Annotated in this window: 21 protein-coding genes, 1 tRNA gene, 1 pseudogene and 1 riboswitch; of the genes and pseudogenes, 12 read left to right on the forward strand and 11 right to left on the reverse strand. The window is 45.3% G+C overall.

Annotated elements, in window-relative coordinates:
- Positions 1 to 2 precede the first annotated feature (2 nt).
- Entirely contained in the window at positions 3 to 1,655 is a 1,653-nt protein-coding gene (locus tag B1A85_RS08515) for an ABC transporter substrate-binding protein (RefSeq protein WP_104546484.1), read from the reverse strand.
- An 868-nt stretch (positions 1,656 to 2,523) separates the two neighbouring features.
- Here B1A85_RS08515 and B1A85_RS08520 point away from each other — a divergent pair.
- From B1A85_RS08520 to B1A85_RS08535, 4 genes and pseudogenes are all read left to right on the forward strand, one after another.
- Positions 2,524 to 2,934, forward strand: a complete 411-nt coding sequence (locus B1A85_RS08520) for a VOC family protein (protein WP_104546485.1) — start codon at positions 2,524 to 2,526, stop codon at positions 2,932 to 2,934.
- A gap of 73 nt (positions 2,935 to 3,007) precedes the next feature.
- A pseudogene (locus B1A85_RS25170) lies at positions 3,008 to 3,487 on the forward strand (DUF1579 domain-containing protein).
- Positions 3,445 to 3,753 (forward strand): hypothetical protein, encoded by a 309-nt coding sequence (locus B1A85_RS23565; protein ID WP_146087155.1) that lies wholly within the window; start codon positions 3,445 to 3,447, stop codon positions 3,751 to 3,753. The pseudogene B1A85_RS25170 and the gene B1A85_RS23565 overlap by 43 nt, the downstream one beginning before the upstream one ends.
- A gap of 109 nt (positions 3,754 to 3,862) precedes the next feature.
- A complete protein-coding gene (locus B1A85_RS08535; RefSeq protein WP_210404314.1) occupies positions 3,863 to 4,777 on the forward strand; it encodes an SDR family oxidoreductase in 915 nt (304 codons plus the stop codon).
- A gap of 37 nt (positions 4,778 to 4,814) precedes the next feature.
- Here the strand turns inward: B1A85_RS08535 and B1A85_RS26055 are convergent, their stop codons facing one another.
- Together B1A85_RS26055 and B1A85_RS08540 are read right to left on the reverse strand one after the other, a co-directional pair.
- Positions 4,815 to 4,946, reverse strand: a complete 132-nt coding sequence (locus tag B1A85_RS26055; protein ID WP_371681648.1) for a hypothetical protein — start codon at positions 4,944 to 4,946, stop codon at positions 4,815 to 4,817.
- 254 nt (positions 4,947 to 5,200) lie between these two features.
- Positions 5,201 to 5,274 (reverse strand) — tRNA-Met (locus B1A85_RS08540).
- 244 nt (positions 5,275 to 5,518) lie between these two features.
- Here B1A85_RS08540 and B1A85_RS08545 point away from each other — a divergent pair.
- Entirely contained in the window at positions 5,519 to 6,598 is a 1,080-nt protein-coding gene (locus B1A85_RS08545) for an MraY family glycosyltransferase (protein ID WP_104546487.1), read from the forward strand.
- 81 nt (positions 6,599 to 6,679) lie between these two features.
- Here B1A85_RS08545 and B1A85_RS08550 read toward each other — a convergent pair whose 3' ends face one another.
- A complete protein-coding gene (locus tag B1A85_RS08550) occupies positions 6,680 to 9,388 on the reverse strand; it encodes a peptidoglycan DD-metalloendopeptidase family protein (RefSeq protein WP_146087156.1) in 2,709 nt (902 codons plus the stop codon).
- A 173-nt stretch (positions 9,389 to 9,561) separates the two neighbouring features.
- Here B1A85_RS08550 and B1A85_RS23570 point away from each other — a divergent pair, with 173 nt between their 5' ends.
- The gene (locus B1A85_RS23570) at positions 9,562 to 9,798 is read left to right on the forward strand and encodes a hypothetical protein (RefSeq protein ID WP_146087157.1); all 237 of its coding nucleotides are present in this window, start codon (positions 9,562 to 9,564) and stop codon (positions 9,796 to 9,798) included.
- A gap of 372 nt (positions 9,799 to 10,170) precedes the next feature.
- On the opposite strand, the gene B1A85_RS08560 is transcribed toward B1A85_RS23570, so the two are convergent.
- The 3 genes from B1A85_RS08560 to B1A85_RS08570 form a co-directional block, all read right to left on the reverse strand.
- The gene (locus B1A85_RS08560; protein WP_104546490.1) at positions 10,171 to 10,632 is read right to left on the reverse strand and encodes a tRNA (cytidine(34)-2'-O)-methyltransferase; all 462 of its coding nucleotides are present in this window, start codon (positions 10,630 to 10,632) and stop codon (positions 10,171 to 10,173) included.
- A gap of 140 nt (positions 10,633 to 10,772) precedes the next feature.
- Positions 10,773 to 11,924: a glutamate--cysteine ligase gene (gene gshA, locus B1A85_RS08565; RefSeq protein WP_104546491.1), complete on the reverse strand. Its 1,152-nt coding sequence runs from the start codon at positions 11,922 to 11,924 to the stop codon at positions 10,773 to 10,775.
- Positions 11,925 to 12,057: 133 nt separating this feature from the next.
- A complete protein-coding gene (locus B1A85_RS08570; protein ID WP_104546492.1) occupies positions 12,058 to 12,972 on the reverse strand; it encodes a histone deacetylase in 915 nt (304 codons plus the stop codon).
- Between the two features lie 88 nt (positions 12,973 to 13,060).
- Here B1A85_RS08570 and B1A85_RS08575 point away from each other — a divergent pair, with 88 nt between their 5' ends.
- The 3 genes from B1A85_RS08575 to dhaL all read left to right on the forward strand — a co-directional run bounded on the left by B1A85_RS08575 (position 13,061) and on the right by dhaL (position 15,382).
- Positions 13,061 to 13,573: a hypothetical protein gene (locus B1A85_RS08575; RefSeq protein WP_104546493.1), complete on the forward strand. Its 513-nt coding sequence runs from the start codon at positions 13,061 to 13,063 to the stop codon at positions 13,571 to 13,573.
- Between the two features lie 94 nt (positions 13,574 to 13,667).
- A complete protein-coding gene (gene dhaK, locus B1A85_RS08580) occupies positions 13,668 to 14,741 on the forward strand; it encodes a dihydroxyacetone kinase subunit DhaK (RefSeq protein WP_104546494.1) in 1,074 nt (357 codons plus the stop codon).
- Positions 14,742 to 14,743: 2 nt separating this feature from the next.
- Positions 14,744 to 15,382 carry a dihydroxyacetone kinase subunit DhaL gene (gene dhaL, locus B1A85_RS08585; protein WP_104546495.1) on the forward strand — a complete coding sequence of 213 codons (639 nt, stop codon included), beginning with the start codon at positions 14,744 to 14,746 and terminating at the stop codon, positions 15,380 to 15,382.
- Positions 15,383 to 15,413: 31 nt separating this feature from the next.
- On the opposite strand, the gene B1A85_RS08590 is transcribed toward dhaL, so the two are convergent.
- Positions 15,414 to 16,931 carry a YcjF family protein gene (locus tag B1A85_RS08590; RefSeq protein WP_104546496.1) on the reverse strand — a complete coding sequence of 506 codons (1,518 nt, stop codon included), beginning with the start codon at positions 16,929 to 16,931 and terminating at the stop codon, positions 15,414 to 15,416.
- Positions 16,932 to 17,216: 285 nt separating this feature from the next.
- Positions 17,217 to 17,355, forward strand: a riboswitch (cyclic di-AMP (ydaO/yuaA leader).
- A 135-nt stretch (positions 17,356 to 17,490) separates the two neighbouring features.
- Here B1A85_RS08590 and B1A85_RS08595 point away from each other — a divergent pair.
- Both B1A85_RS08595 and B1A85_RS08600 read left to right on the forward strand, forming a co-directional pair.
- The gene (locus B1A85_RS08595; RefSeq protein ID WP_210404316.1) at positions 17,491 to 17,694 is read left to right on the forward strand and encodes a hypothetical protein; all 204 of its coding nucleotides are present in this window, start codon (positions 17,491 to 17,493) and stop codon (positions 17,692 to 17,694) included.
- A gap of 203 nt (positions 17,695 to 17,897) precedes the next feature.
- Positions 17,898 to 18,449, forward strand: coding sequence for a DUF937 domain-containing protein (locus B1A85_RS08600; protein ID WP_104546498.1), 552 nt, complete (start codon positions 17,898 to 17,900; stop codon positions 18,447 to 18,449).
- Between the two features lie 165 nt (positions 18,450 to 18,614).
- Here B1A85_RS08600 and B1A85_RS08605 read toward each other — a convergent pair whose 3' ends face one another.
- On the reverse strand, positions 18,615 to 19,400 hold the full coding sequence (locus B1A85_RS08605) for a hypothetical protein (protein WP_104546832.1): 786 nt from the start codon (positions 19,398 to 19,400) through the stop codon (positions 18,615 to 18,617).
- 294 nt (positions 19,401 to 19,694) lie between these two features.
- On the opposite strand from B1A85_RS08605, the gene fmt reads away from it, so the two are divergent.
- Positions 19,695 to 20,702 (forward strand): methionyl-tRNA formyltransferase, encoded by a 1,008-nt coding sequence (gene fmt / locus B1A85_RS08610; RefSeq protein ID WP_104546499.1) that lies wholly within the window; start codon positions 19,695 to 19,697, stop codon positions 20,700 to 20,702.
- On the opposite strand, the gene B1A85_RS08615 is transcribed toward fmt, so the two are convergent.
- Complete coding sequence (locus B1A85_RS08615) at positions 20,681 to 21,040, reverse strand: DUF6464 family protein (protein WP_104546500.1); 360 nt, start codon at positions 21,038 to 21,040, stop codon at positions 20,681 to 20,683. The two genes, fmt and B1A85_RS08615, sit on opposite strands and share 22 nt — an antisense overlap.
- 68 nt (positions 21,041 to 21,108) lie before the next feature.
- Complete coding sequence (locus tag B1A85_RS08620; protein WP_246841375.1) at positions 21,109 to 21,756, reverse strand: GNAT family N-acetyltransferase; 648 nt, start codon at positions 21,754 to 21,756, stop codon at positions 21,109 to 21,111.
- Positions 21,757 to 21,806 lie beyond the last annotated feature (50 nt).

Raw genomic sequence — 21,806 nt, forward strand, 5'->3', positions numbered from 1 at the left:
ATCTATTGCAGCCTCACATCATTAAACACAGGTCGATTAAAAGGACCAATCTTAAAGCCTTGCACCTGCGATCGCGTCGCATAAACCCATAACGAACCTGGTGTATACAGTGGAATGTGTACAGCATTCGACAGCAAATACTCCATTACATCATTAACAGCTTCTCGCCGCTGAGTTGCATCAACCGTCGTGCGCGTTCGCTCTAATAATTTATCCAATTCTGGCGATTGATAACCGCTGTACGCCCCAGGCGAATGCCACAGTTGATAAAGAATATCTGGATCGAACCATGCCCAGTCCATCATGTCAAACGTACTAATCCCAGAAGTTCTTTCATTCTCTTGTTTGACACGAGCATTGAGCGTACCAATGTCCATCGTTTCAATCTTGGCGTTAATCCCGACTTGCGCCAATTGACTTTGAAAAACTTGTACCATGCGTTCGCGGTTGTCACCTGTGGAAGTCATCAAAATCACTTCCATCGGTCGATTTGCACCATAACCCATTTCTGCTAATAGTTCTCTTGCGCGATCGGGATTATGCTCGTAACCATGCTGCGCGCAAAATTCTTGGTCGTTACCAAATACCCCGCGACTAATCGGACAGCGTTCGCGTTCGACTAATCCTTCATCAAAAGCAACTCGCAGCGCTGCATCAACATCAACGGCATGAGCCACCGCTTGACGCGCGCGGATATCGTTAAACGGCGGACGCGAAACTGTGAACTCAAAGAAAAAGTTCTGTCCAGTATTCTCAGCAACGTGTAACTCCAAATTGGCATCATTGCGCACTGCATCCAAGTCATCGAGGGGTGGATTGACGATTAGCTGCACTTCCCCTGTTTGTAGACCAGCCAGCCGCGTTTGCGCTTCGGGAATTTGCCGCACCACTAGCCTTTCTAAATACGGCGCGCCCTCATTTTGTACAGGACGACCATAACGAACGTAGTCGGGATTTCTATCTAACACAATTTCATCGCCGCGCGTCCAACTCACAAGCTGCCACGGACCTGTACCTACTGCCTGTGATACGCCAAATTGACCGCCAAACTCTTGATTGCTGTCACAAATCATACTTGCAAAAGGATCTGCCATAAAGGAGACAAATGCCGCAAACGGAGTTTGAAATCTAAATCGGACAGTTTGCGGGTCAACAACATCGACAGATTCAATTGGTCCCCACGCACCGCGCGTTACGCTAGGATTCTGACTATCAATTGCGCGATCGGCAGTGTATTTCACATCGTTGGCATCAAACGGCGTACCGTCGTGACACGTAATTCCTTCATTGAGCACAAATGTGACTTCTCTACCATCATCACTAACCTGCCATTCGCGAGCCAGATTAGCCACAATCTCACCATTGTCATCGAATGCTAATAACGTATCGTAAATCTGGTCAAAGATTTGCCACGATAGCGTTGTTGTTGTGCGATGCGGATCGAGCGAATCTGCATCTCCATAACGTGCCCAAACGAGTGTTCCACCTTCCGCTGCTGTTGTACCTGGAGGACTAGTGGTAGTCGTAGTCTGCTGATTATTACCACAAGCACTAACTAAAAGCGCTGTTAATACTGCGCCTAATAGCGATCGCCTTTGGCGCTGTGTTCCGCGCGACCGTGCTGTTTTCTTTCTCAATTTAAGTTGCCAAAACATTAATTACCTTTGGTCTCAACAATGCCCTAAATGTTATGAAAACAAGATATTCGTCGTTACGAATTTTAGGTTTTTTATGTGTAGTTTCAGTGTTCAGAAATTCAATTAATACACTTTTAGCTAAACACAATGTTGCTAAAAACGCTCTCATTATCTCGTACTTAGGCGCGATCTACTCAAAATTGTGTTGCCAGATCTGCCTTTAACAAAATTTGTTCATTAGAGAGAGAATATCTCCTTCAATCACAGATTTTACATAGCTTATATTAATTGTGATTTTAAACACAAAAAAGTTTAGGAAAATTTAGAGAAACCATCGTTTTGTGATTCACCAAAATAACTCATCAATTTAGTTGTCAAACTTTCTCAGGGAAAAGTTATATAAACACGAAATCGCCCCTAGAGTAATAACTAAGACAAAAACCTCAGTATGAATAGTCTGCTCAATAGATGGTACTTGGCTGCGTATTATCACAAGCTAGTAAGCTCAAGAATGACTTCACTACAACGCAGCTTTCCTTCCAAATGTTTGATATTGAGAAAACAAACTGTCTTGCAGTGTCAGTAGGATCAGATACCGAAAGATATGCGATCGCCTCTTTGTTGCGGTTCTATATACAGCAATCAGCAGTATGGCGTTGTGCTTGCAAGCGCTTCTGAGGCTTGTGTTTCGTTCGTCAGTAGTGTTAGTTCAACACCGTGGCTTTGAATTCTAAATTACTTTGCATATCTTTCTTAAGATATATTTCGCTGGTAAGTAGAGTTCGTAGATTATGGTACATTTGTACTATTAATTTGGAAATCGGGGAGCCACATCATTTCGCGCAAGCAGATTTTTTAATCTTCTATTAACTACAAGGAGCGCACGATGCAGTTGAATCCCTATCTGACTTTCAACGGACAATGCGAGACAGCGTTTAAGTTCTACGAGCAGTGTTTGGGCGGCAAAATCGAAGCAATGATGAGCTATGGTGAGTCGCCAATGGCAGAGGAAGTGCCGTCGGAGTGGCGCAACAAAATCATACACGCCAGCTTAATTGTGAACGAGCGAGTATTGATGGGTTCTGACTGTTCGCCTGGGCAATATGAACAAACAAAAGGCTTTTCTGTATTACTCGACATTGACAGTCCAGTAAAAGCAGAGCGCATTTTTCAGGCATTGGTTGCAAACGGGACAGTGCGGATGCCCATGCAGAAGACATTTTGGGCTGCCCGTTTTGGTATGCTTGTCGATCAATTTGGCATCCCGTGGATGATTAACTCCGAACCAGCCGCTTGATGCATCAGACGTTACGGTGCAACGAAGAGCCGAGCAAGCAATAGAGACAAATAAAGCATATTAGGAGTCAGCGATGAAGACTGAACTACAGAACGAACACTGTTGGTTACAGAAGCTTGTTGGCGAGTGGACATACGAAGAGGTGACGATCGAGGTAGATCAGCCACCGGAAAAGGCTGCGGGAACCGAGCGCGTGCGATGATCGCTTGATGGAATTTGGATTCTAGCTGAAGGACGCGGTGAGATGCCTGGCTGTGGTAGTGCAACAACGATGGTGACACTTGGCTACGATTCGCAGAAGCAGCGTTATGTGGGCACTTGGATTGGCTCGATGATGTCTCACCTTTGGGTATACGATGGCGAACTAGATGCGGCTGGAAGGGTGTTGACGCTCAAAGCAGAGGGACCGGCAATGACTGGTGAAGGGCTGGCAAAGTACAAAGACGCGATCGAGTTCAAAAACGACAATCATCGGGTGCTGACATCGTCTGTGTTGGGCGATGACGGAGAGTGGCACAAGTTTATGACAATAAATTATCGACGGCAGTCGTAGCAGAATTCCAGATTCTAGCACCATGTAGCAGAACCGAGGAAACAGCGATTGAGCATTGGCGGCTTTCCAAAGCACGACTCAGCCGGATGCACGATGTCATGTCTAGCTATGTTGACGAAGAACCTGGTTTTGTCACTTTGGTCAGTCGCCGAGGTGGGGTAAATATAGATACGATTGCTAAAATGGTTGCCATTCTGATGACGCAACGTCTAGTCTTTCCCCAACCATCAGTGAGCAAACTTAATTTTTGGACTCTAGCTTACTAGGCACTCGCAACTTGAGGTATCGAATAACACTCGCACTCGACAGTGCCTTACAACACATAGTGGCGATCGCTAATATTTACTTCCCCAAGTAGAAACGGAGGAGGTTTAAATGATAAATCAAGTGCTGAAGAACAAAGTTGCCCTAGTTGCAGGAGCAACACGCGGTGCCGGTCGCGGTATTGCCATTGAACTAGGTGCTTCGGGTACAATTGTTTATGCCACAGGTCGAACTACCCACGCTCAACGCTCCGAGTACAACCGTCCTGAAACTATTGAAGAAACGGCAGAACTGGTAAATCAAGTGGGCGGTTATGGTATACCCGTTCAGGTCGATCATCTCGATTCGACACAGGTTCAAGCTCTGGTAACGCGAATTGAGAACGAGCAAGGTCGGTTAGATATCCTAGTTAATGATATCGGTGGAGAATATCTAGCAGAGTTTAATCAGCCCGTGTGGCAGCTTTCTTTGGAAAAGGGACTGCGATTGCTAAGACTAGCGCTCGACACGCATATTATTACTAGCCACTTTGCGCTGCCGCTTTTAATCAAACAACCAGGTGGTCTAGTCGTCGAAATCACTGATGGTACGGCAGAATATAACAATAAAAACTACCGACTATCACTGTTCTACGATCTGGCAAAAACCTCAGTAATTCGCATGGCTTGGGCGCTAGCACAAGAGCTTCAACCTCATCAATGCACATCTGTGGCGCTGACTCCAGGATGGTTGCGATCGGAAATCATGCTAGATCATTTTGGGGTAAGCGAAGCCAACTGGCAAGACGCAACGGCAAAAGAACCGCACTTTGTTATTTCTGAAACCCCTCATTACATCGGTCGTGCTGTGGCGTGTCTTGCTGGAGATCCAAACGTTGCTCGCTGGAATGGTCAGTCGCTGTCGAGTGGTCAACTGGCAAAATTCTATGGCTTTACAGATTTAGATGGTTCGCAGCCTGATGCTTGGCGCTACATTCGTGAGGTTGAGGCTGTTGGTAAACCCGCAGATGCAACTGGGTATCGTTAGCGTTGCTCAAACTTAAGTGTGCTGCATCTGTAGTGCTTCAACCTTGGTTTTCTAAGCTTCGCAGATATTCTGCGTATTCAATCTGAAATTCGAGTGCATTTTTGAAATCGGTGGAACGCTGTGACAGGGCTTCGACAACTGCTTCCTTGCTAGCTTCTGTTAAAGCGATCGCTTGGGGTTGACGAGGAAGGCGAAACTGTGTGGTCTTTAAAGATAATCGTAACGATTGTTCCTAGTGCCTTTCCTTTTGAACCGCAGCGATCGCCCGCGTCCACCAGAAATATTTCATGCCTAAAACTTGCCTAAAAACTGACCCTGTATTAGCAACAATCAACCTAATTCAACGGTAATCGCCAAAATGCCAGTAATTTTGAAAACCTTACAAAATCAGCGGTTCACCGCTTTGTTATTGATGATTAAAAGTGGCTCAGGAGTGATTTGAACACTCGACCTTGGGCTTATGAGTCCCCTGCTCTGACCAACTGAGCTACTGAGCCAAGTATTAGACAACAATTTATAACTATAGCATATACTATACGCGATCGCTAGTAGCCGTACTTAAATTAAATAGAAATAGCACGATTTGTGCGTAAAGACAGCTATTGAGTCATAAAAATGTGAGATTTCCTAATTTTTTTTCTGATTTATATCAGCGACGAAATTTCCCTAACGCAGTAGCATATTCATTTATGTAGCGATAATACTTGATGTCATCATTCCCAGTAAGGGTTGAATTAACAGATGAACCTGTACGGATTTCTTCAATCGCTCGGCATTGCCAATCCTAGCGGAACTGGTTGGCTAGCGGTGGTTTTTACCTTTTTATTAGCCTGGGTAGTCACCTGGCTGTTAACTCCGCCCGTGCGTGCGTTTGCCTTGCAAGTTGGTTGGGCAGATCAACCTAACGAAAGGCGACTCAATCGCGAACCATTACCCAACGCTGGAGGCTTAGTAATTTATTTCGGAGTTCTAGCTGCGTTAGTACTTGCTACGCTATTACGCCCGATCGTGATTGAAGGTGTCCTTGCTGAAGTCCTAACCATCTTACTGGGAGGATCGATACTAGTCCTTGTTGGCTTTATTGATGACCAATTTGGTTTACCACCCTGGGTGCGGTTATTTACTCAAATTCTGACAGCCCTACTACTCATCAGCAGTGGTATCAAAATTGAAGCACCGTTGGGTACTTTGGTTGACTCGCTACTGGCGATATGTCTTACCGTGCTATGGGTAGTAGGAATTACCAATGCCATTAATCTGATGGATGGAATGGATGGCTTGGCTGGAGGAGTTAGCTTTATTACCGCAATGAGTTTGCTAGCGGTATCGGCTCAATTTGAAACACGGGCAGCTGCAACGTTACTACTCGCCGCATTAGGAGGAGGCGCATTAGGATTTTTACGGCACAACTTTCATCCTTCACAAATTATTATGGGCGATGCTGGAGCCTATTTTTTTGGTTACGTTTTAGCAGCAACAACTATTTTAGGTAATCTCAAAGTAACTACGGTATTTGCGCTAGTACCGCCTGTTTTATTTCTGCTGTTACCAGTCATCGATACAACTCAAGTATTTGTACTGCGATTGATGGCAGGTAAAAATCCGCTGAGTACCCCTGGAAAAGACCATTTGCATCACCGATTACTTGCTTGGGGCTTTTCTCAAAGACATACAGCGCTTACATTGTGGACGGTGACAATTGTCTCGAATTGGCTAGCAATGCAGCTACAGGGGATGAGCGCGATCGCCGCACTCGTAACTATCGCCAGTATCATCGTGCTACTGAGCTTTACAATTTGGCGCAGGCTGCGATCGCTCTAAATGCACTCCTGACCTGAGGAGATTCCGCTAGTTATGGGAAGAACTAACGTTTTTCTCCTCAATCTTGACTAGATTAAATTGCTAACGCCGAGGTAACAAAGCAATCGGGTTGACAGCTCCTTTACCTGCAGGATGCACCTCAAAGTGGAGGTGAGGACCAGTACTAAAACCAGTGCTACCCATCTCTGCAATTTGTTGACCTTGTTCGACTTCTTGCCCTGCACGGACTAGAATGCGGTTGTTGTGAGCATAACGTGTTAAAGAACCATCAGGGTGCCTGATGTCTATTAACTTGCCATAACCACCAGAATTCCACCCAGCACGCACGATCACGCCAGAAGCTGCTGCAAAAATGGGGGTTCCTACTGGTGCGGCTACATCGATTCCTCGGTGCATTCTGCCCCAGCGCCAGCCATAGCCAGAAGTGAGAACGCCTTTTGCCGGCCAAATATAGCCTGTGAAGGGTGCTGACGATCCTGGTTTCGGTAAATACATATCGGCTGCTCCCAGAGGAGGCAATTCTGGAGAAACCTGTCTGCCTCGAAGTGATTGCAGCGCTTCGGTAGGATCGACGTTCGTCGGTGCTGTGGCTAGTCGAGCTTTGATGGTGCCAGAACCTGATGTGTTTGCTTGAGCAACGCGACGAAACTCTGGATTAACTGGTTCAGGAGCAACTTCTTGACGAGAACGACTTTGACTATCTGACGCCACTGACTTGGGCTTTGCCAAAGCAGTATTCGGCTTGGTATTTACTTTAAGTGCCGTTTCAACAGTTTGTTCAATAGAATTAGCCGTTGAATTATTGTACTTTTGACGCAGTTGTTGAATTTCTGCTTTTAAGCCTTGGACATAAAAATTTGGCGGATCTAGCGGTTCCTCGTTCGAGAGACTGCCACCCATACCAAGTGTTGTGGAATTGTTATCAGCAACAAATGCGACTGCTTGCGCTTCACGGTTGTCAGGAATAACTGATACTATATGGGGTTGTGCAGATATCGTTGCCGTGTTTTGTTGTCGAGGGCGATCGCTGACATCAACATTATTATTTTGAGCAACTGTTTTGCGATATGCTGATGTCGGTATTGTGATGCTTTGGTTAATCTGTAGTTGGTCAGGATTAGCGATTTGGTTCGCACTGACAAGTTCATCTAAGGCAACACCATGCGCGCGGGCGATCGCGGTAAGTGTATCTCCTGGTTTTACTTGATATTCTGTTGCTAGCGAGGCTACTTGAACGCTGGCGTGGTTAGTGTCTTTAAGTGCCTCAGAAATAACAAAAACTGTATCTGGTTCTAGCGTTTTTGGCTGTACGCGCTCTGCAACTCTACTTTGGTTTTCTGCTGTTTGGGTTCGCAGTCGCTGCGCTAAATTCTGTGATGTTGCCGTTTCTGCTGTTTGAGTTACAGTATCTTTTGTAGGACTAGAAATTGTATATGGTGCGCTGTTAGCAATTCCAAATTCTACTGATGTTGTTGGAATTTGAGTGCGATCGCTTTGATTGTCCCCACTTGTAGTTTCTGCTTGCGCTTGCTGCTGTGACGTATCCGGAGTTATGGCGAATGGTGTCGCCAAAGATTCTTTAGTGTCAACTACGACGCTGTTATCGCGGATATCTTCGCTTGGCGTTGCTTGCGCGCCAATAATGGTAGGAGATGTAACTGTATGAAGTGGATTGACACTTGGAGCTGAAACTTGGGGTGGATGGAGAACTGATGCTGATGGAACTTGAGTTTCAACAATCAAGTTTTGATTATTGTGCGTACTTTCTGGCTGCGATTGTGGTGGGGACTGGGCTGCACGCAGCCGCTGTACGAGTTGTCTTTGATTGGATGTTTCGTAATTAGGCTCAAGTTGAGGTGCCGTTGTGACAGATTGATTTAACTTGCTCGTAGTGTTATCCATCATAGCTTCGCGTCTAGTCGTCTCAACCTGTGAGCTGACTATACGATTACTCGGCTGCGTCACAACCGTACTAGGCGATTGTGGCATTTCTTGAATAACTGTACGCGTATTGAACTCCTCAGACCGCAACTCCGCCGAACTAGCTTGTGAGTGGTTCGATTGTTGCTTTAGGCGATTGACTAGCAATCTTTGTTTCGCACTTACACTCCCACTATCTTTAATTTCTGCTGGTAGCGTGCTTTCTGGCTGTTGGTTGTTTGTACCGCTTACTGGCTGCGGTAATGAGTCTAGCGGAACGCTAATTGATTTGTTGGTTGCGTTTACTTTGTTTGCTGATTTGAGTTTTTGTACTAAGCGATCTTGGCGCTGTGCTGTCTGTGCTCGACTCGTACTGATTTGTGTCGCAGGATTTGTTGCGGCAACTTGGCGGCGCGGTGCTACTGCTTTTGGTGCAGTATGCGTTGGCGTCGCATTCACTGCCAAAGTTGGCTGTTGCTGTTGTGCTTGAATTGGAGTTTGCTTTATTGTTTTGACTTGCACTGTATCCGCCAAGGGAGGACTCGCAGGCGTAGCCGGTGCAGTTGTCGTGGCTGGCGCTGGCAAAACTTCTACCACAATCGATGCTGTTTGATGAGAAGAAGTTGTCGCCGAAACTGGAGTAGCAGCAGGTTCTTCACTCTGGGGGATCTCGGCTGCTGGAGCGCGATCGTGTCGAGTCAGTAAAAGGTTGGGTCCTCCCATTGAAATCGCGATCGCCATCATCGCGACCGAAGTGCGCACTCGCCGTTTGACCTTGGGTTGAACGGGCTTCAATTGTTCCTCCACAGCTGCTTTGCTTTTGGCACTGGTAGGAACAGCCTTAACCTTCTTCATCCATGCTCGTTTCAAAAATGACCTCCTATGAGCAATAGGGCTTACCTGATCTCGATTTATCGAGTTTATTACTAGTTAACGAATTAAACTACTTCTTTTGATAGATTTCCTTCATATCCAGCAAACATACTTAAGCAAGATTACTAGGCAATTTTAATTTAGACAAGTTTACATCAACTCCTAGCACTGTGCTGACTCGCGTTGCCGAGTGCGTACTCGCAGAAATTGGTGTTGATTTTTACTACCTGCAAATGGTATTAAAATCGCGGCTGTCATTGTCCTTCATGCAAGCGATCGCAGTTGTTATGTACTTAACCGTTTTTCTAAGTTTTCGGCAATTTACTTTAGTCAGCGACTGGTTTTTCTTTGCTACTACGTTGCTGTCCTCGTGCAGGTTAACTTTCCCCTCCTCTAGCTCGCGTTGAAGTTCGTCAAATTTAGCCAAATAGCTTAGCTTGTCGATTGTACTAGGTTTAATCAGATTTGATCCCCGAAGACGTGACAGATTTAGCCAATTTAGAATGAGTAAAATCTATCGCTTTCTTCTCCTAAAAAATCTTTTTTAATATAAATATTTCTTATCGCTTTTTTTGTTCGAAGTACATTTTGGGGAAAGCCAAATCCCAGATTTTTTACAGTAATTCTTGTATAAATTTATGCTGATTATCCCAAGAAAATACAAAAAAACTGCGCTCAAAATCACTTTGACTGCTCAGTAAGCGCAGGCTAAATCTTAAACTTTATTGCAGATTGACGCGTTTCTTGAATGTTTGGTTGTATGTAAAAATGACAACAACTTATACAAGATAACCTAATTGGCGTCGAGCTTCAAATAAACCAATTGCAACGCTGACAGAAAGATTTAAGCTCCGCACCTTAGGATGGGGCATGGGAATATAAACCGTAGCAGTACATTCTGCTAGCATTTTAGGCGGTAAACCTGTCGTTTCACTGCCGAATATTAACCAATCGTCAGCTTGAAATTGGAAAGCTGCGTAGTTATTGTTGCCCCTTACACTAAAACCAATTGTGCGTCCGCCCCGTTGTTTGTAGTGAGACTGAAAAGTATCAATTGATTCATGATAGTGCAAGTTGACATAAGGCCAATAATCTAATCCAGCGCGTTTGAGATAGCGATCGCTAATCTCGAATCCCAATGGACCAACCAAGTGTAACTCAGTTTCAGTTGCAGCACAGGTACGAGCAATATTTCCAGTATTTGGCGGAATTTGAGGATGAACTAAGACAATCTGAGGCATGCGATCTTAAATTGGACTGCGAACAATCATAAATTGCCTGTTCCAGCCAGAATGCACCTAAAGTCAACTTATAGTTTTTTTTTATGTTAGTCTATTCAACCACATTGATTAAATATTTTGAATCTTCTTCGCACTTTAACTCAAGCTGCTACAGGCGAACACAATTCTGCTTCGAGTTCTAGTTCGCGTTCGCGCATCGCGAGGCTTGCTTGCGTTAGAACTTGTTGGATACTAAATCCATAACTACAAAGCTGTAACCACTGCTGTGCTTCGTTACCTTCGCGGAGAATTTTGCGAACGGGGGAAAGAAAACAGTTGAAACCACTGTGTTTTGCGATCGCCCAAACATCTTGATAAATTTCTGCAATCCAATCGCGTGCTAAAATTTTTCTACCATCTTGCCAATGCGTCAAACGTGCATCTAGACTATGTTGCGCCGCCGCCGCTTCATTTGCAGTGGTAATCGCCATCAGTTCTTCTGAACGATTTGTTGCAGGTATGGTGCTTGCTTCGAGTGGATCGAGTCCCGGATCGGCAATGAGCTGTAATAGACGTGCTTCGAGCAAAGCTGCGATCGCGAGTAGATTAATAGGATCGCTTACAAGGTCGCAGATTCGTAATTCTAAGCGATTTAGGTCGTACGGGCGGCGATCGCCATTCGGTCGTACTGATACCCACAAGTGTCGCACATTTTGCATTGTCCCTGCTGCTAACTGTTCTTCTACCCAGCGAATGTGATGTGCGTGACTTTCAAATAAAGGTACATATGCAGGAGTTTGCGGAAATAGTCCCCAGCGCGTTGAATGATAGCCTGTGGCTTTGCCATCAAGAAAGGGAGATGCGGCACTTAATGCAAGATACAATGGAGCTTCTACGCGCACTAAACGACACGCACGCATTAATGTTTCTGGCTCAGGAATACCTATATTGATATGAACGCTAGCGGTAACGACTTTCGTACCGTAAGTTTTTTCAATGTATTCGTGATAGGGGTTATTTGGATCGGAACGAAAGAAGCGATCGCTTCCACCCAAAGCCAGCGTACTCCCTGGGATTAAAGTATAATTTCCCAATTTTTGTAAATATTCGCGTAACCGCAAGCGAGGGCGTAGTAAGGCGCAGAGCAGATCTTCATACTTCGTTAGTGGAGGGGTTGTGTATTCGACATTGCGGCTATCTGGCTCGCGGACAAAGCCATCTATACCGGCTACAATCTTGTCTGAAAGACCGACAATATCACCCTGGGGTGTACCAGTGTACATCTCGACTTCAAAACCTTTGGATAGCAGCACGGTATTTCCTCAAATGGGATAGATTTTTACAATTTACAGTCTAAATCTGTAACGCTCGCGACGCATCCGTCAAGAGGCTAGCATCTTACAAGTTTCGAGCGGTGAGGAGTGAGTTAAAAATTCGTAACTGTGCTTAGCGATAATGACGGTAGACTTCGCTAGCGGCGCGGTGTAGTAAAGAATGGCGATAAACTAAACTTTGAAAATCATCTGCATAGCCACCACCAATGACACAAGCTACGGGATAACCGCGACTAACACAGGTACTTAAAACTTGCATTTCGCGGCGATAAATGCCAGTGTCAGTCAAGGCTAATTTACCTAAGCGATCGCCTGCGTGCGGGTCAACACCTGCGTCGTATAACACCAGATCTGGTTTAACTTCAGAAAGTAAATCGGGTAAGTAATTCGCTAACGTTTGCAAATAAGCATCATCCTCCATCCCTACAGGTAAAGGAACATCCAAGTCACTTTTTTGTTTAGTTCCTGGAAAATTTACCTCGCAGTGCATCGAAAACGTAAAAACACTCGCGTCATTTTGAAAAATATATGCTGTGCCATCGCCTTGATGTACGTCCAAGTCTACTATCAACACTTTTTCGACGAGTTTTAACTGTTGTAAAACGCGGGCGGCGATCGCCAAATCGTTAAAAATACAAAAACCCGAACCATAACTGGGAAAAGCATGATGCGTTCCCCCCGCAGTATTGCACGCTAAACCGTAAGTGAGGGCTAATTTTGCCGTCAAAATTGTTCCCCCAATAGCAATACACGTGCGCTTGACTAACGCCGAACTCCAAGGTAAGCCAATGCGGCGTTGCGCTTTAGGGTCGAGCGTCCCTGTACAGTAGGCTTGAAAGTACTCTGGCGTATGAACCAATGTAATCCATTCGGGTGGTGGTTGCACGGGAGTATGAAATTGTGCCGGATGTGCTACGCCATCGGCTATGAGTAATTCATAAAGTCGGCTAAACTTAGGCATCGGAAAGCGATGACCTGCGGGTAGAGGTGCTACGTAGTCAGGGTGGTAAATAATTGGTAAGTCCATCTTTAGCAAGCGATTAGCTTTTAGCCCTTAGCTGATCGTGCATCAATTATTCTGCTAAAGAGAAGCGATCGCAACTGAGATAAGAAATATGGAAGGTAAAATACTTTGGCAGCAAGGTAACTCTCAACCAGATAATCTCGACAATTTTGCGGTAATTCAGCAATGGTGGTCAAGCTTGGCAAATAAACAAGTGATGCTAGCACAGAGGATGATTTCCCATGGCGATGTCGATCAACTTGATTGGGAACCACAACGCTTTGATGAAGTTTTTGAAATCAAAAATCCTGAAGTTCGCGGTATCACGCTTTACTGGCAAAAACCTGATTCACCGCAAACACGCAACACGACACCGCATCAGTTGATACTCGATCCTCGCTTGCAGCAGTTATATATTTTCCCGCAGTCGCAAAAGCAACTCGTCATCCGCGTAGCTTTACGCGAGGTAAATTATGAAACAATTGAAGTTAAAAATCCGTACTGGCTGTATCGTCGCGTTGGTGAAAACCACATCCTTACATTACGCGACAATCACCAACAACTAGAAGTCAAAATTACGCTCAATCCCGATAGTCTTAGCCAACTAAAAGAACAACTACCCTAATAGATTTTTGATTTGTCCTCTTCTTTGACACGCAAATACCCATTACCAATTACTGATTACCAGCCTCAAAGCGACATTGCCAGGAGTCACCCTAATGAAAAAACTCATCAATCAACCGGAAAATTTTGTCCGTGAGAGTTTAGCAGGTATGGCAAAGGCGCATCCCGATCTACTAAAGGTACAATTTGAACCTACATTTGTCTATCGTGCAGATGCACCCGTACAAGGAAAAGTTGCACTGATTTCCGGTGGTGGTAGCGGACACGAACCTATGCATGCAGGATTTGTTGGTAGAGGAATGCTGGATGCGGCTTGTCCTGGAGAAGTTTTTACTTCGCCAACGCCCGATCAAATGCTAGCAGCGGCAAAACAAGTCGATGGTGGTGCAGGAATTCTTTATATTGTCAAAAACTATAGCGGCGATGTCATGAACTTCGAGATGGCAACCGAGTTAGCCCGTGCTGAAGATCTGCGAGTTTTGAGTATTTTAATCGATGATGATGTCGCGGTTAAAGACAGTTTGTACACGCAAGGACGGCGGGGTGTAGGAACAACGGTACTAGCCGAAAAAATTTGTGGTGCGGCAGCAGAACAAGGATATGATTTAGCCGATGTTGCCGATTTGTGTCGTCGAGTTAATCTTAATGGGCGAAGTATGGGAGTCGCCTTAACTTCGTGTACTGTACCCGCAATTATGAAGCCGACGTTTGAATTAGGTGCTGACGAAATCGAAATGGGAATCGGGATTCACGGCGAACCAGGGCGCGAAAGAATGACGATTATGTCGGCGGATGAGATTACTGAAATGCTGGCAATGTCTATTTTTGAAGATGTTGCTTATACTCGCACAGTCCGCGAGTGGGATGAAAGCAAAGGCGGATTTGTTGACGTGCAATTAACCGATCCTGAATGGGAAAAGGGCGATCGCCTCTTAGCTTTTGTTAACGGTATGGGTGGTACGCCACTGGCTGAACTTTACATTGTGTATCGCCAACTTGCCGATTTGTGCGCGCAGCAAGGATGGCAAATTGTCCGCAACTTAATCGGTTCTTACATCACATCGCTCGATATGCAAGGGTGTTCGATTACGCTACTAAGGTTAGACGATGAAATGATTCGCCTTTGGGATGCACCTGTAAAAACAGCAAGCTGGCGCTGGGGAAGTTGATGATGGTGACAAAAGAGCAGATCTTACAATGGTTAGAGCAATTCGCAGATGCGATCGCGCAAAATAAAGAATACTTGACGCAACTCGATGCGGCGATCGGTGATGCCGACCATGGTATCAATATGGATCGCGGGTTCCAAAAAGTTGTCAATCAATTACCCAAGCTTGCAGAGCAAGATATCAGCAGTGTTTTGAAAACAGTTAGTATGACACTTATTTCTAGTGTTGGTGGTGCGAGTGGACCATTGTATGGCACTTTTTTTTTACGCGCGAGTACCGCTGTTGCTGGAAAACAAGAATTATCGAACAAAGATTTGGCAAGTTTACTGCAAGCAGGCTTAGATGGCGTCTTACAACGCGGCAAAGCGCAACTTGGTGATAAAACAATGATTGACGCGCTATCGCCTGCGGTTACGGCTTTTACCCAAGCTATCGGTCAAGGTAAAACAACCTCAGAAGCAATTCAACAAGCAACCGCCGCCGCCGAACAAGGAATGCAAGCAACTATCCCCATGCTGGCAAAGAAAGGTCGCGCCAGCTACTTAGGCGATCGCAGCATCGACCATCAAGATCCTGGAGCAACATCTGTATATTTGATGCTAAAAAGTTTATCCGAAGTCCTTGGTATGACGAGTGATTAGTGGCTAGACACGCCAATTACCGATTACCAAGTTACGAATCAACCTTAAGCGGTTTAATCACGCGGGCGATCGCTTCTTGCACAAAAGCTTTGATAAACTCATCGCGACGATTCAGTTCAAATTGACGCTGCACTACCTCCGTAATTCCACCGTCACCCCAATCTTGATCGTGACGAAAATACTCAATAAAACTTTTACCAGCAATTCGCGTTAAATACGCAGCCGTCACTCCTTGAATTGCACGACCAACCACAAACGTCGCAACGTGAAACTGCAATGCTGTTGATAAAAGTTGAATCGCCCCTTTGACAATTCCCAAACTAGCTAGCGTTTTTGCTAAAGAAAGTGCCAACTCTTTACCGCGTTCTAAATTCAAATCGCTGCCGTAGATTCGCCCGATTTCAACAACCATTTGTGCATTCACCGCAGCGGTGGCGAGTAAATCAACTCCTGGTAACGGCGTGACTGTTACAACACCTGCACTAATCCATTGAAAACGTTCGACAACTTTATCCGCTTGACGACGCCGCTGGGCATCAATAATCTGCCGTGCTTCTTCGCCGAGTCGTTGCGATTGCAGTAAAATGTTATCTGCAATTAAATCTTCACCTTCAGTACGTAAGACCGCAGCCATGCGGCGCAGTAACGGCATAATATCTGGTTCAGGCTGAAAGATTTCGCCATTTTCTAACGTCACAGGTTGCGGATTCGCCGCGATCGCCACAATATCCGTTGGTGCAATAAAATTTTTAACTCGTTCGCGCAGTTGGGCGAGGATCGTCTCGCGGTCTACGTCGGTGTATAGGTCAGTTTTATTCAAAACTAGCAGCGATCGCTTGCCAATTTCGGCTAAAGTTTGTAACGGTTCGTATTCGGAACGCCGCAAATCGTTATCTACAACAAACAACAACAAGTCAGCTTCGGTAGCTAATTGTCGTGCGAGTCTTTCGCGTTCAGTTCCAGCGACTCCTGCTTCTAAAATTCCTGGCGTATCCGTAATCAAAATTCGGCGTTCCATGCCTTTCAGCCGCAGGCTATAAGTTTGTCCTTCCTGTGTTGTTCCCATTGGTGCGGCAACTTGTCCGACAATCCGCCCAAAGATAGCATTCACGAGCGAAGTTTTACCCGCTGAACCTGTCCCAAAGACAACTACTCGCAACGCACCACGCGATAAACTCGCTTCAATTTCTTGCGATCGCGCGAGTAACGCTTGACGCGCCACTTCGTCTTGAATTTGGGTTAATTGTTGCTGAATTGCCCGCAGATTCTCCTCTGCCACATCAATGCGTTCTTCCGGAATCTGAACTTGTCGTTGTGCCCGTCGTCGCGATCGCCGTTCGCCGCGTTGGACAATCGCGATGTAGTAGATAACGACACCAATCAGCAAGACAACTAAAGCAATGATGAGAAATAACAACACATCCGCTAGTAGCGGCGAAGTGTAAGACAACTGCCATAACAACTGTGACAAGCTAGCGAACAGCCACAGCAACAGCCCGACGACAACAATCAGGGCAATCAGCAGCATTACGATGCGTGGAAAAGGCATTGTCTTTGAGTTACTACAACGCAGGAGATGCTTTTGATCTTAATCTGCTTGCTGTTGTCTTGAATGCATCAGGGGGAATAGGGCGATCGCGACAAGCTGTCTTGAAGCTTTAGGAAAATTTAATATTGTTCTGAAAGCCAGATACAGTTGAGACTATAGCTTGACTCAATTTTGTGTCTCACTCTATTAGGATTGCGCAACAGAAGCGATTCCGCTATATTACGCATAACTGATGAGTTATTAGTCTGGATATAAAGTAACCGCGTGCTACTACTTGTCAGTTAATTTAGTGGGTAGCCTAATCTTCTACGGCTTGCGTTGAAGAACGGAGGAACCAAAATTTGGGGCGAATCTCAGGATCTGAGAAAGATACCTTCCAATCTTAGCCCGTCAGCTAACTTCGTAGGCAATGGAAGGAGTACCTGTGGCATTAGCTTTATATTTTATATAAGCAATTGTCCTAAGGGTCTCCTCGCAGGTATCCCTGAATCAATATTTGGGTTAACTGCTGACCTCTCGACCCACCTCGTCCGTCGCTACACGTAAACAGAGGTAAAGGATGATGAACTATTACAAACAGTGGATCTTACTTGCAAAGCAAGAACTCAACGGTATTGTTGTAGACTACACCGATCCAGAAGGCAATCACTACAGCGAACCATTCTGTTTCCAAACGCTTGATGAAGCAATTAGCTACGGTCAAGCCTGTATTGACCGCCTCATTCGACTTCGATCGAAATCTGTAATGCAAGCAGAGTCGTAGTATCTGCACAAGTTCACTAATTCAAGTTTAAGGCTTCTTGCCCCCTTTCACTCTCCCCTAATTCTGGGGGAGATATTTGCGTTGAGAAGCAATTAAAACAAATTCCCCGTTGCAGATTTCATCAAATTTTCTGCTGTTAGCTAGAGGTCGTCAGCTTGTTGACTAGGGAAAATTGAAGTCATACATGATGAAAGTATTGACATATGGGACTTTTTGACCAAATTCTTGGGGCAATCAATAATCCTTCGCAGCAAGCAAATTCTGGACAGCTAGCTAACATTCTGAATACAGTACAGCAATTAAGCAGTAGCTATCACACAAATCCATCGACAATGCAATCGTTAATGTCGATTGTAGGTAACTACGTTCGCTCAGGACTACAGCAAAAGCGTTCTAGAGATGGTTACGACCAAACACAAGCGTTTGTCAATCAATACAGCGGCGCATCACCAAATCCACAAGCGGTTTCTGGACTGTTTTCTCAAAATCAAATTCAACAACTCGCACAATTTGCTGCCCAGCGCACAGGGTTGAATCCCAATATGATTGTGCAAATGCTACCTATTTTAGTGCCGATCGTGCTAAATCTATTGCAAAGCGGTAGCCGCGTACAAAATGCGCCAAGTACTAGTACTCAAACGAGTAACCGAAATACTGTATTAGACGCTTTCTTAGATGCCAACGGCGATGGTGAGGTAGATATTGCTGATGCTATACAGCTTGCAGGACGTTATCTCGGTCAATCGCGTTTTTAAGTTTAAGTAATTTAGTAAACAGCGAGGGGTGAGTAACTGGTGATGAGTGGCTAGTAGTTGGTTTTGAGTTTTGTTCAGGCTGCGAACCGAAGGTATATTATAAGAATTTGCTGAAATCAACACTCGACCTAGAGAACTCACAAATCTTGTGCAGCGCTTGCCATACTATCGAAAGGCAATTTGTTCGCCTGCCCAAAGTTTCATCTGCCGTAGTCCGAAAACGATGGGTTGCTCGATACTTGCTGCAGGCGTTGTTTGACCGTTTTCTGCTACTGTCCACATCTGCCAATGCTCATCGCCTAATTCACCAACTCGAAAGACAACTCGATCGGGGTCAGTTTGACTCCAGCCAAGTAAAATGGACATGGCATGGTTGTGATACGTTTGTGCTGGCGCTAGTGTTGTTGTGCGATTTTTGTACCGATGCCAAATCACAGCATAGTCCGATACATCAGACGTATTAAAGAAACCTTCAAATTGACGCGCGAGTAAGCGATCGCTTGACTGCGACCAACCAATAGGAGACAAAATTGAAATAATTCCTGGAGCGGCTGATTTCCCACGCAGCAACAAATGCATTGCTAATGGCGATGACGCTTTAACTTCTTGTAACTTCCCGGTGCGCAAGTGTTCTAAAAACATGACACTACTGACCTGACTGCGATAAAGTTCTGGCTGCACTTGCATTTGAATGCGGCTGTAAGCAGCATACTCGCCATCAGGAGAAAGTAGGGAATGACTGCGGTAATAACGAACTCCCGAACCTTGTTGCGAACTCACATCTTCGTAAGTTTTCATTACCCAATTCCAAGGAACAGGATAAGGGCTGTTTAACGGATCGAGAGATACTGATGGCTGATCGCTAGCTTGCTCTTCTGGCGAGATCGCTTCAAACGACTGGGCTGACGCCGCCTGAATTGACGTTGCTGCGATCGCTGGCGTCAGTAGCATAGCCATTAACAGCAGCTTAAGGCGTGGCTGCGAGCAAAACCATCCAGAGAAGAAGTTTCGTAGCATTTGTACAGTTTTAGGTAGGGCAGTAGCGAGACAGGCGATGTGGCAGTATGCTATTTCAGGTATAACAAGAGAAATAGGCAACTGAGAAGACCTATTTCCATTAAATTTTTCTACCGCTTGAGTTGGCTGGATCGAAGTTCACAAATAAAAGTGTCACAAGACTTGTACCTGTGCCTTGGCTAAACTCTGCGATAGGATAGCCGATATTCGCCTAGCTTGTCGTCTCGAATGAAAGTCGTATTTTTTGGTACTCCTGATTTTGCCGTCCCCACGTTAAAAAAATTATTACAACATCCCGCAATTGAAGTCGCGGCGGTTGTTACGCAGCCAGATAAACGTCGCGGACGCGGTAATCAGTTGAGTCCTTCTCCGGTGAAAGCTTTAGCTTTGCAGCATAACCTTCCTGTATGGCAACCGCAACGGATTAAGAAAGATGCTGAAGTTTTAGCACAATTACGAAAATTATCCGTCGATGTTTTTGTTGTCGTTGCCTATGGACAAATTCTTTCGCAGGAAATTTTGGATATACCACGTCGAGGTTGTATTAACGTGCATGCTTCGCTCTTGCCGAAGTACCGAGGTGCTGCGCCGATTCAGTGGTGTCTCTATCATGGCGAAACCGAGACGGGTATTACAACAATGCTGATGGATGCGGGTATGGATACGGGTGCGATGCTACTCAAAGCCTATACGCCGATTCAGCTACTTGATAACGCCCAAGACTTAGCGCAACGACTTGCCGAAATAGGCGCAGATTTGTTGATAGAAACACTATTTAAGTGGGAACGCCAAGAAATTCAACCAATTCCGCAAGATGACTCGCAAGCAACTTATGCACCGTTAATTAAAAAGCACGATTACCTTTTAGATTGGTCTAAATCTGCGATCGCATTACACAACCAAGTGCGCGGCTTTTTTCCCAACTGCGTCACGCACTTTCGCGACGAGTCGTTAAAAGTCATCGCTACGGTTCCCCTTGGCGCTGCTTATATGTCATTACTACCAGAGTTTAGCTCTCTATATCAGACTTTATCTTTGTCAACTTTGGCGGCGATCGGTGAAGTCGTCAGCATTGCCAAGGGAATAGGACCAATTATCCAAACAGGCGAAGGACTCTTACTATTACAACAGGTACAACTTGCAGGGAAGCGTCCGCAATCAGGATGGGATTTTGCTAACGGTAGTCGTTTAATGGTAGGAGAAAAGTTGAGGAGTTACGCTTCGGCAGGTTCGTAAAAGCGACAGCGATCGCACGGTCCTTCAGGATTAACGGCACAGCGAATTAATTCAGAATGCGCATTGTAGCGACAGCTAGCATCGCCAATTACCCAACGCCCAGCCACAAGACTTTTTTCACTCGGACGTGGTGCTGATTGTACGTATAGTGCAACTTTATGCAAGCGATAGCGTCCCGATCTTAAATGATAGCGGTGGCGGCGCTCTAGGACAGCATAAGTTTTCCCTTCAAGGTCGAGATAGTTTCCTGGTTGGGGTATCCAATCTAATCTAACGCTACCCAAAGATTGACGTGGGTGCGTCAGAATGATCTCCGTTGGTAGTGAATCTGGCTCCATAATTTTTACTCAATGTAATGCTAACTACATTTGGATGGTATCGCGATCGCGCGGTTTGCGTAGCAAGTTTAGAGTAAGCTTAAGGATTCAAACTCAGCTTTGTTGAGTGCGTGGATAACCAGATCGTTACCAAATTCATCGAACAATCTTTTTTCGTGTTTTAGTCCTATTTTTTCCATAACTCGAATCGACGGTGCATTCACAGCCAAAGCAACGGTAAACACGCGCTGCATTCCTAACTCAAAAAAGCCCTTATGAATTAAAGCTTTAGCTCCTTCTGTAGCATAACCTTTTCCCCAAGCTGCTTGACGCAAGCGATATCCTAGCTCAATATCATCGCGATCGGCGAATGCAGGATTAAAGTAAGCTGCGTGTATGGCTGGACGCAAGTAGAACCAACCAATGAACGCTTGAGTAGGTTTTTCCACAGCAGCCCAACAACCGTAACCATCGTATAGTTGGTAGTAAGCAAGGTATTGTGGTAACGTTTGCGTCTGAATTGTCGCGTAATCTGGTGGTCGATCTGCGTCAGGTGTTAAATGAGTGACTTGCGGATCGCTATTAAGTTCAAATAAATTATCTACATCGTCTTCGGTAAATTGTCGCAAAATCAATCTTTCAGTTTCTAAAAAAATCTTCATCATCAAAGCGCAAGTTAAGGCTGTAATACTTATAGCAACAGCCGATATAGTTAAAACATTATAGAGGCTTAGCATAAGCCTAACCTCTGATTTCTGACCCCTGTCCTCTGAAATTATGGTGTTGT

This window comes from Chroococcidiopsis sp. TS-821 (assembly GCF_002939305.1).
Lineage (GTDB): Bacteria > Cyanobacteriota > Cyanobacteriia > Cyanobacteriales > Chroococcidiopsidaceae > Chroogloeocystis.

Coding starts and splice junctions, on each gene's coding strand:
- B1A85_RS08595 (WP_210404316.1), top strand. CDS start 17,491: ATGATGAACTATTACAAACAGTGGATCTTACTTGCAAAGCAAGAACTC.
- dhaK (WP_104546494.1), top strand. CDS start 13,668: ATGAAAAAACTCATCAATCAACCGGAAAATTTTGTCCGTGAGAGTTTA.
- fmt (WP_104546499.1), top strand. CDS start 19,695: ATGAAAGTCGTATTTTTTGGTACTCCTGATTTTGCCGTCCCCACGTTA.
- B1A85_RS08590 (WP_104546496.1), bottom strand. CDS start 16,931: ATGCCTTTTCCACGCATCGTAATGCTGCTGATTGCCCTGATTGTTGTC.
- B1A85_RS08620 (WP_246841375.1), bottom strand. CDS start 21,756: ATGCTAAGCCTCTATAATGTTTTAACTATATCGGCTGTTGCTATAAGT.
- dhaL (WP_104546495.1), top strand. CDS start 14,744: ATGGTGACAAAAGAGCAGATCTTACAATGGTTAGAGCAATTCGCAGAT.
- B1A85_RS08520 (WP_104546485.1), top strand. CDS start 2,524: ATGCAGTTGAATCCCTATCTGACTTTCAACGGACAATGCGAGACAGCG.
- B1A85_RS08535 (WP_210404314.1), top strand. CDS start 3,863: ATGATAAATCAAGTGCTGAAGAACAAAGTTGCCCTAGTTGCAGGAGCA.
- B1A85_RS08615 (WP_104546500.1), bottom strand. CDS start 21,040: ATGGAGCCAGATTCACTACCAACGGAGATCATTCTGACGCACCCACGT.
- B1A85_RS08600 (WP_104546498.1), top strand. CDS start 17,898: ATGGGACTTTTTGACCAAATTCTTGGGGCAATCAATAATCCTTCGCAG.
- B1A85_RS08545 (WP_104546487.1), top strand. CDS start 5,519: ATGAACCTGTACGGATTTCTTCAATCGCTCGGCATTGCCAATCCTAGC.
- B1A85_RS08560 (WP_104546490.1), bottom strand. CDS start 10,632: ATGCCTCAGATTGTCTTAGTTCATCCTCAAATTCCGCCAAATACTGGA.
- B1A85_RS08605 (WP_104546832.1), bottom strand. CDS start 19,400: ATGCTACTGACGCCAGCGATCGCAGCAACGTCAATTCAGGCGGCGTCA.
- B1A85_RS08575 (WP_104546493.1), top strand. CDS start 13,061: ATGGAAGGTAAAATACTTTGGCAGCAAGGTAACTCTCAACCAGATAAT.
- B1A85_RS08515 (WP_104546484.1), bottom strand. CDS start 1,655: ATGTTTTGGCAACTTAAATTGAGAAAGAAAACAGCACGGTCGCGCGGA.
- B1A85_RS08570 (WP_104546492.1), bottom strand. CDS start 12,972: ATGGACTTACCAATTATTTACCACCCTGACTACGTAGCACCTCTACCC.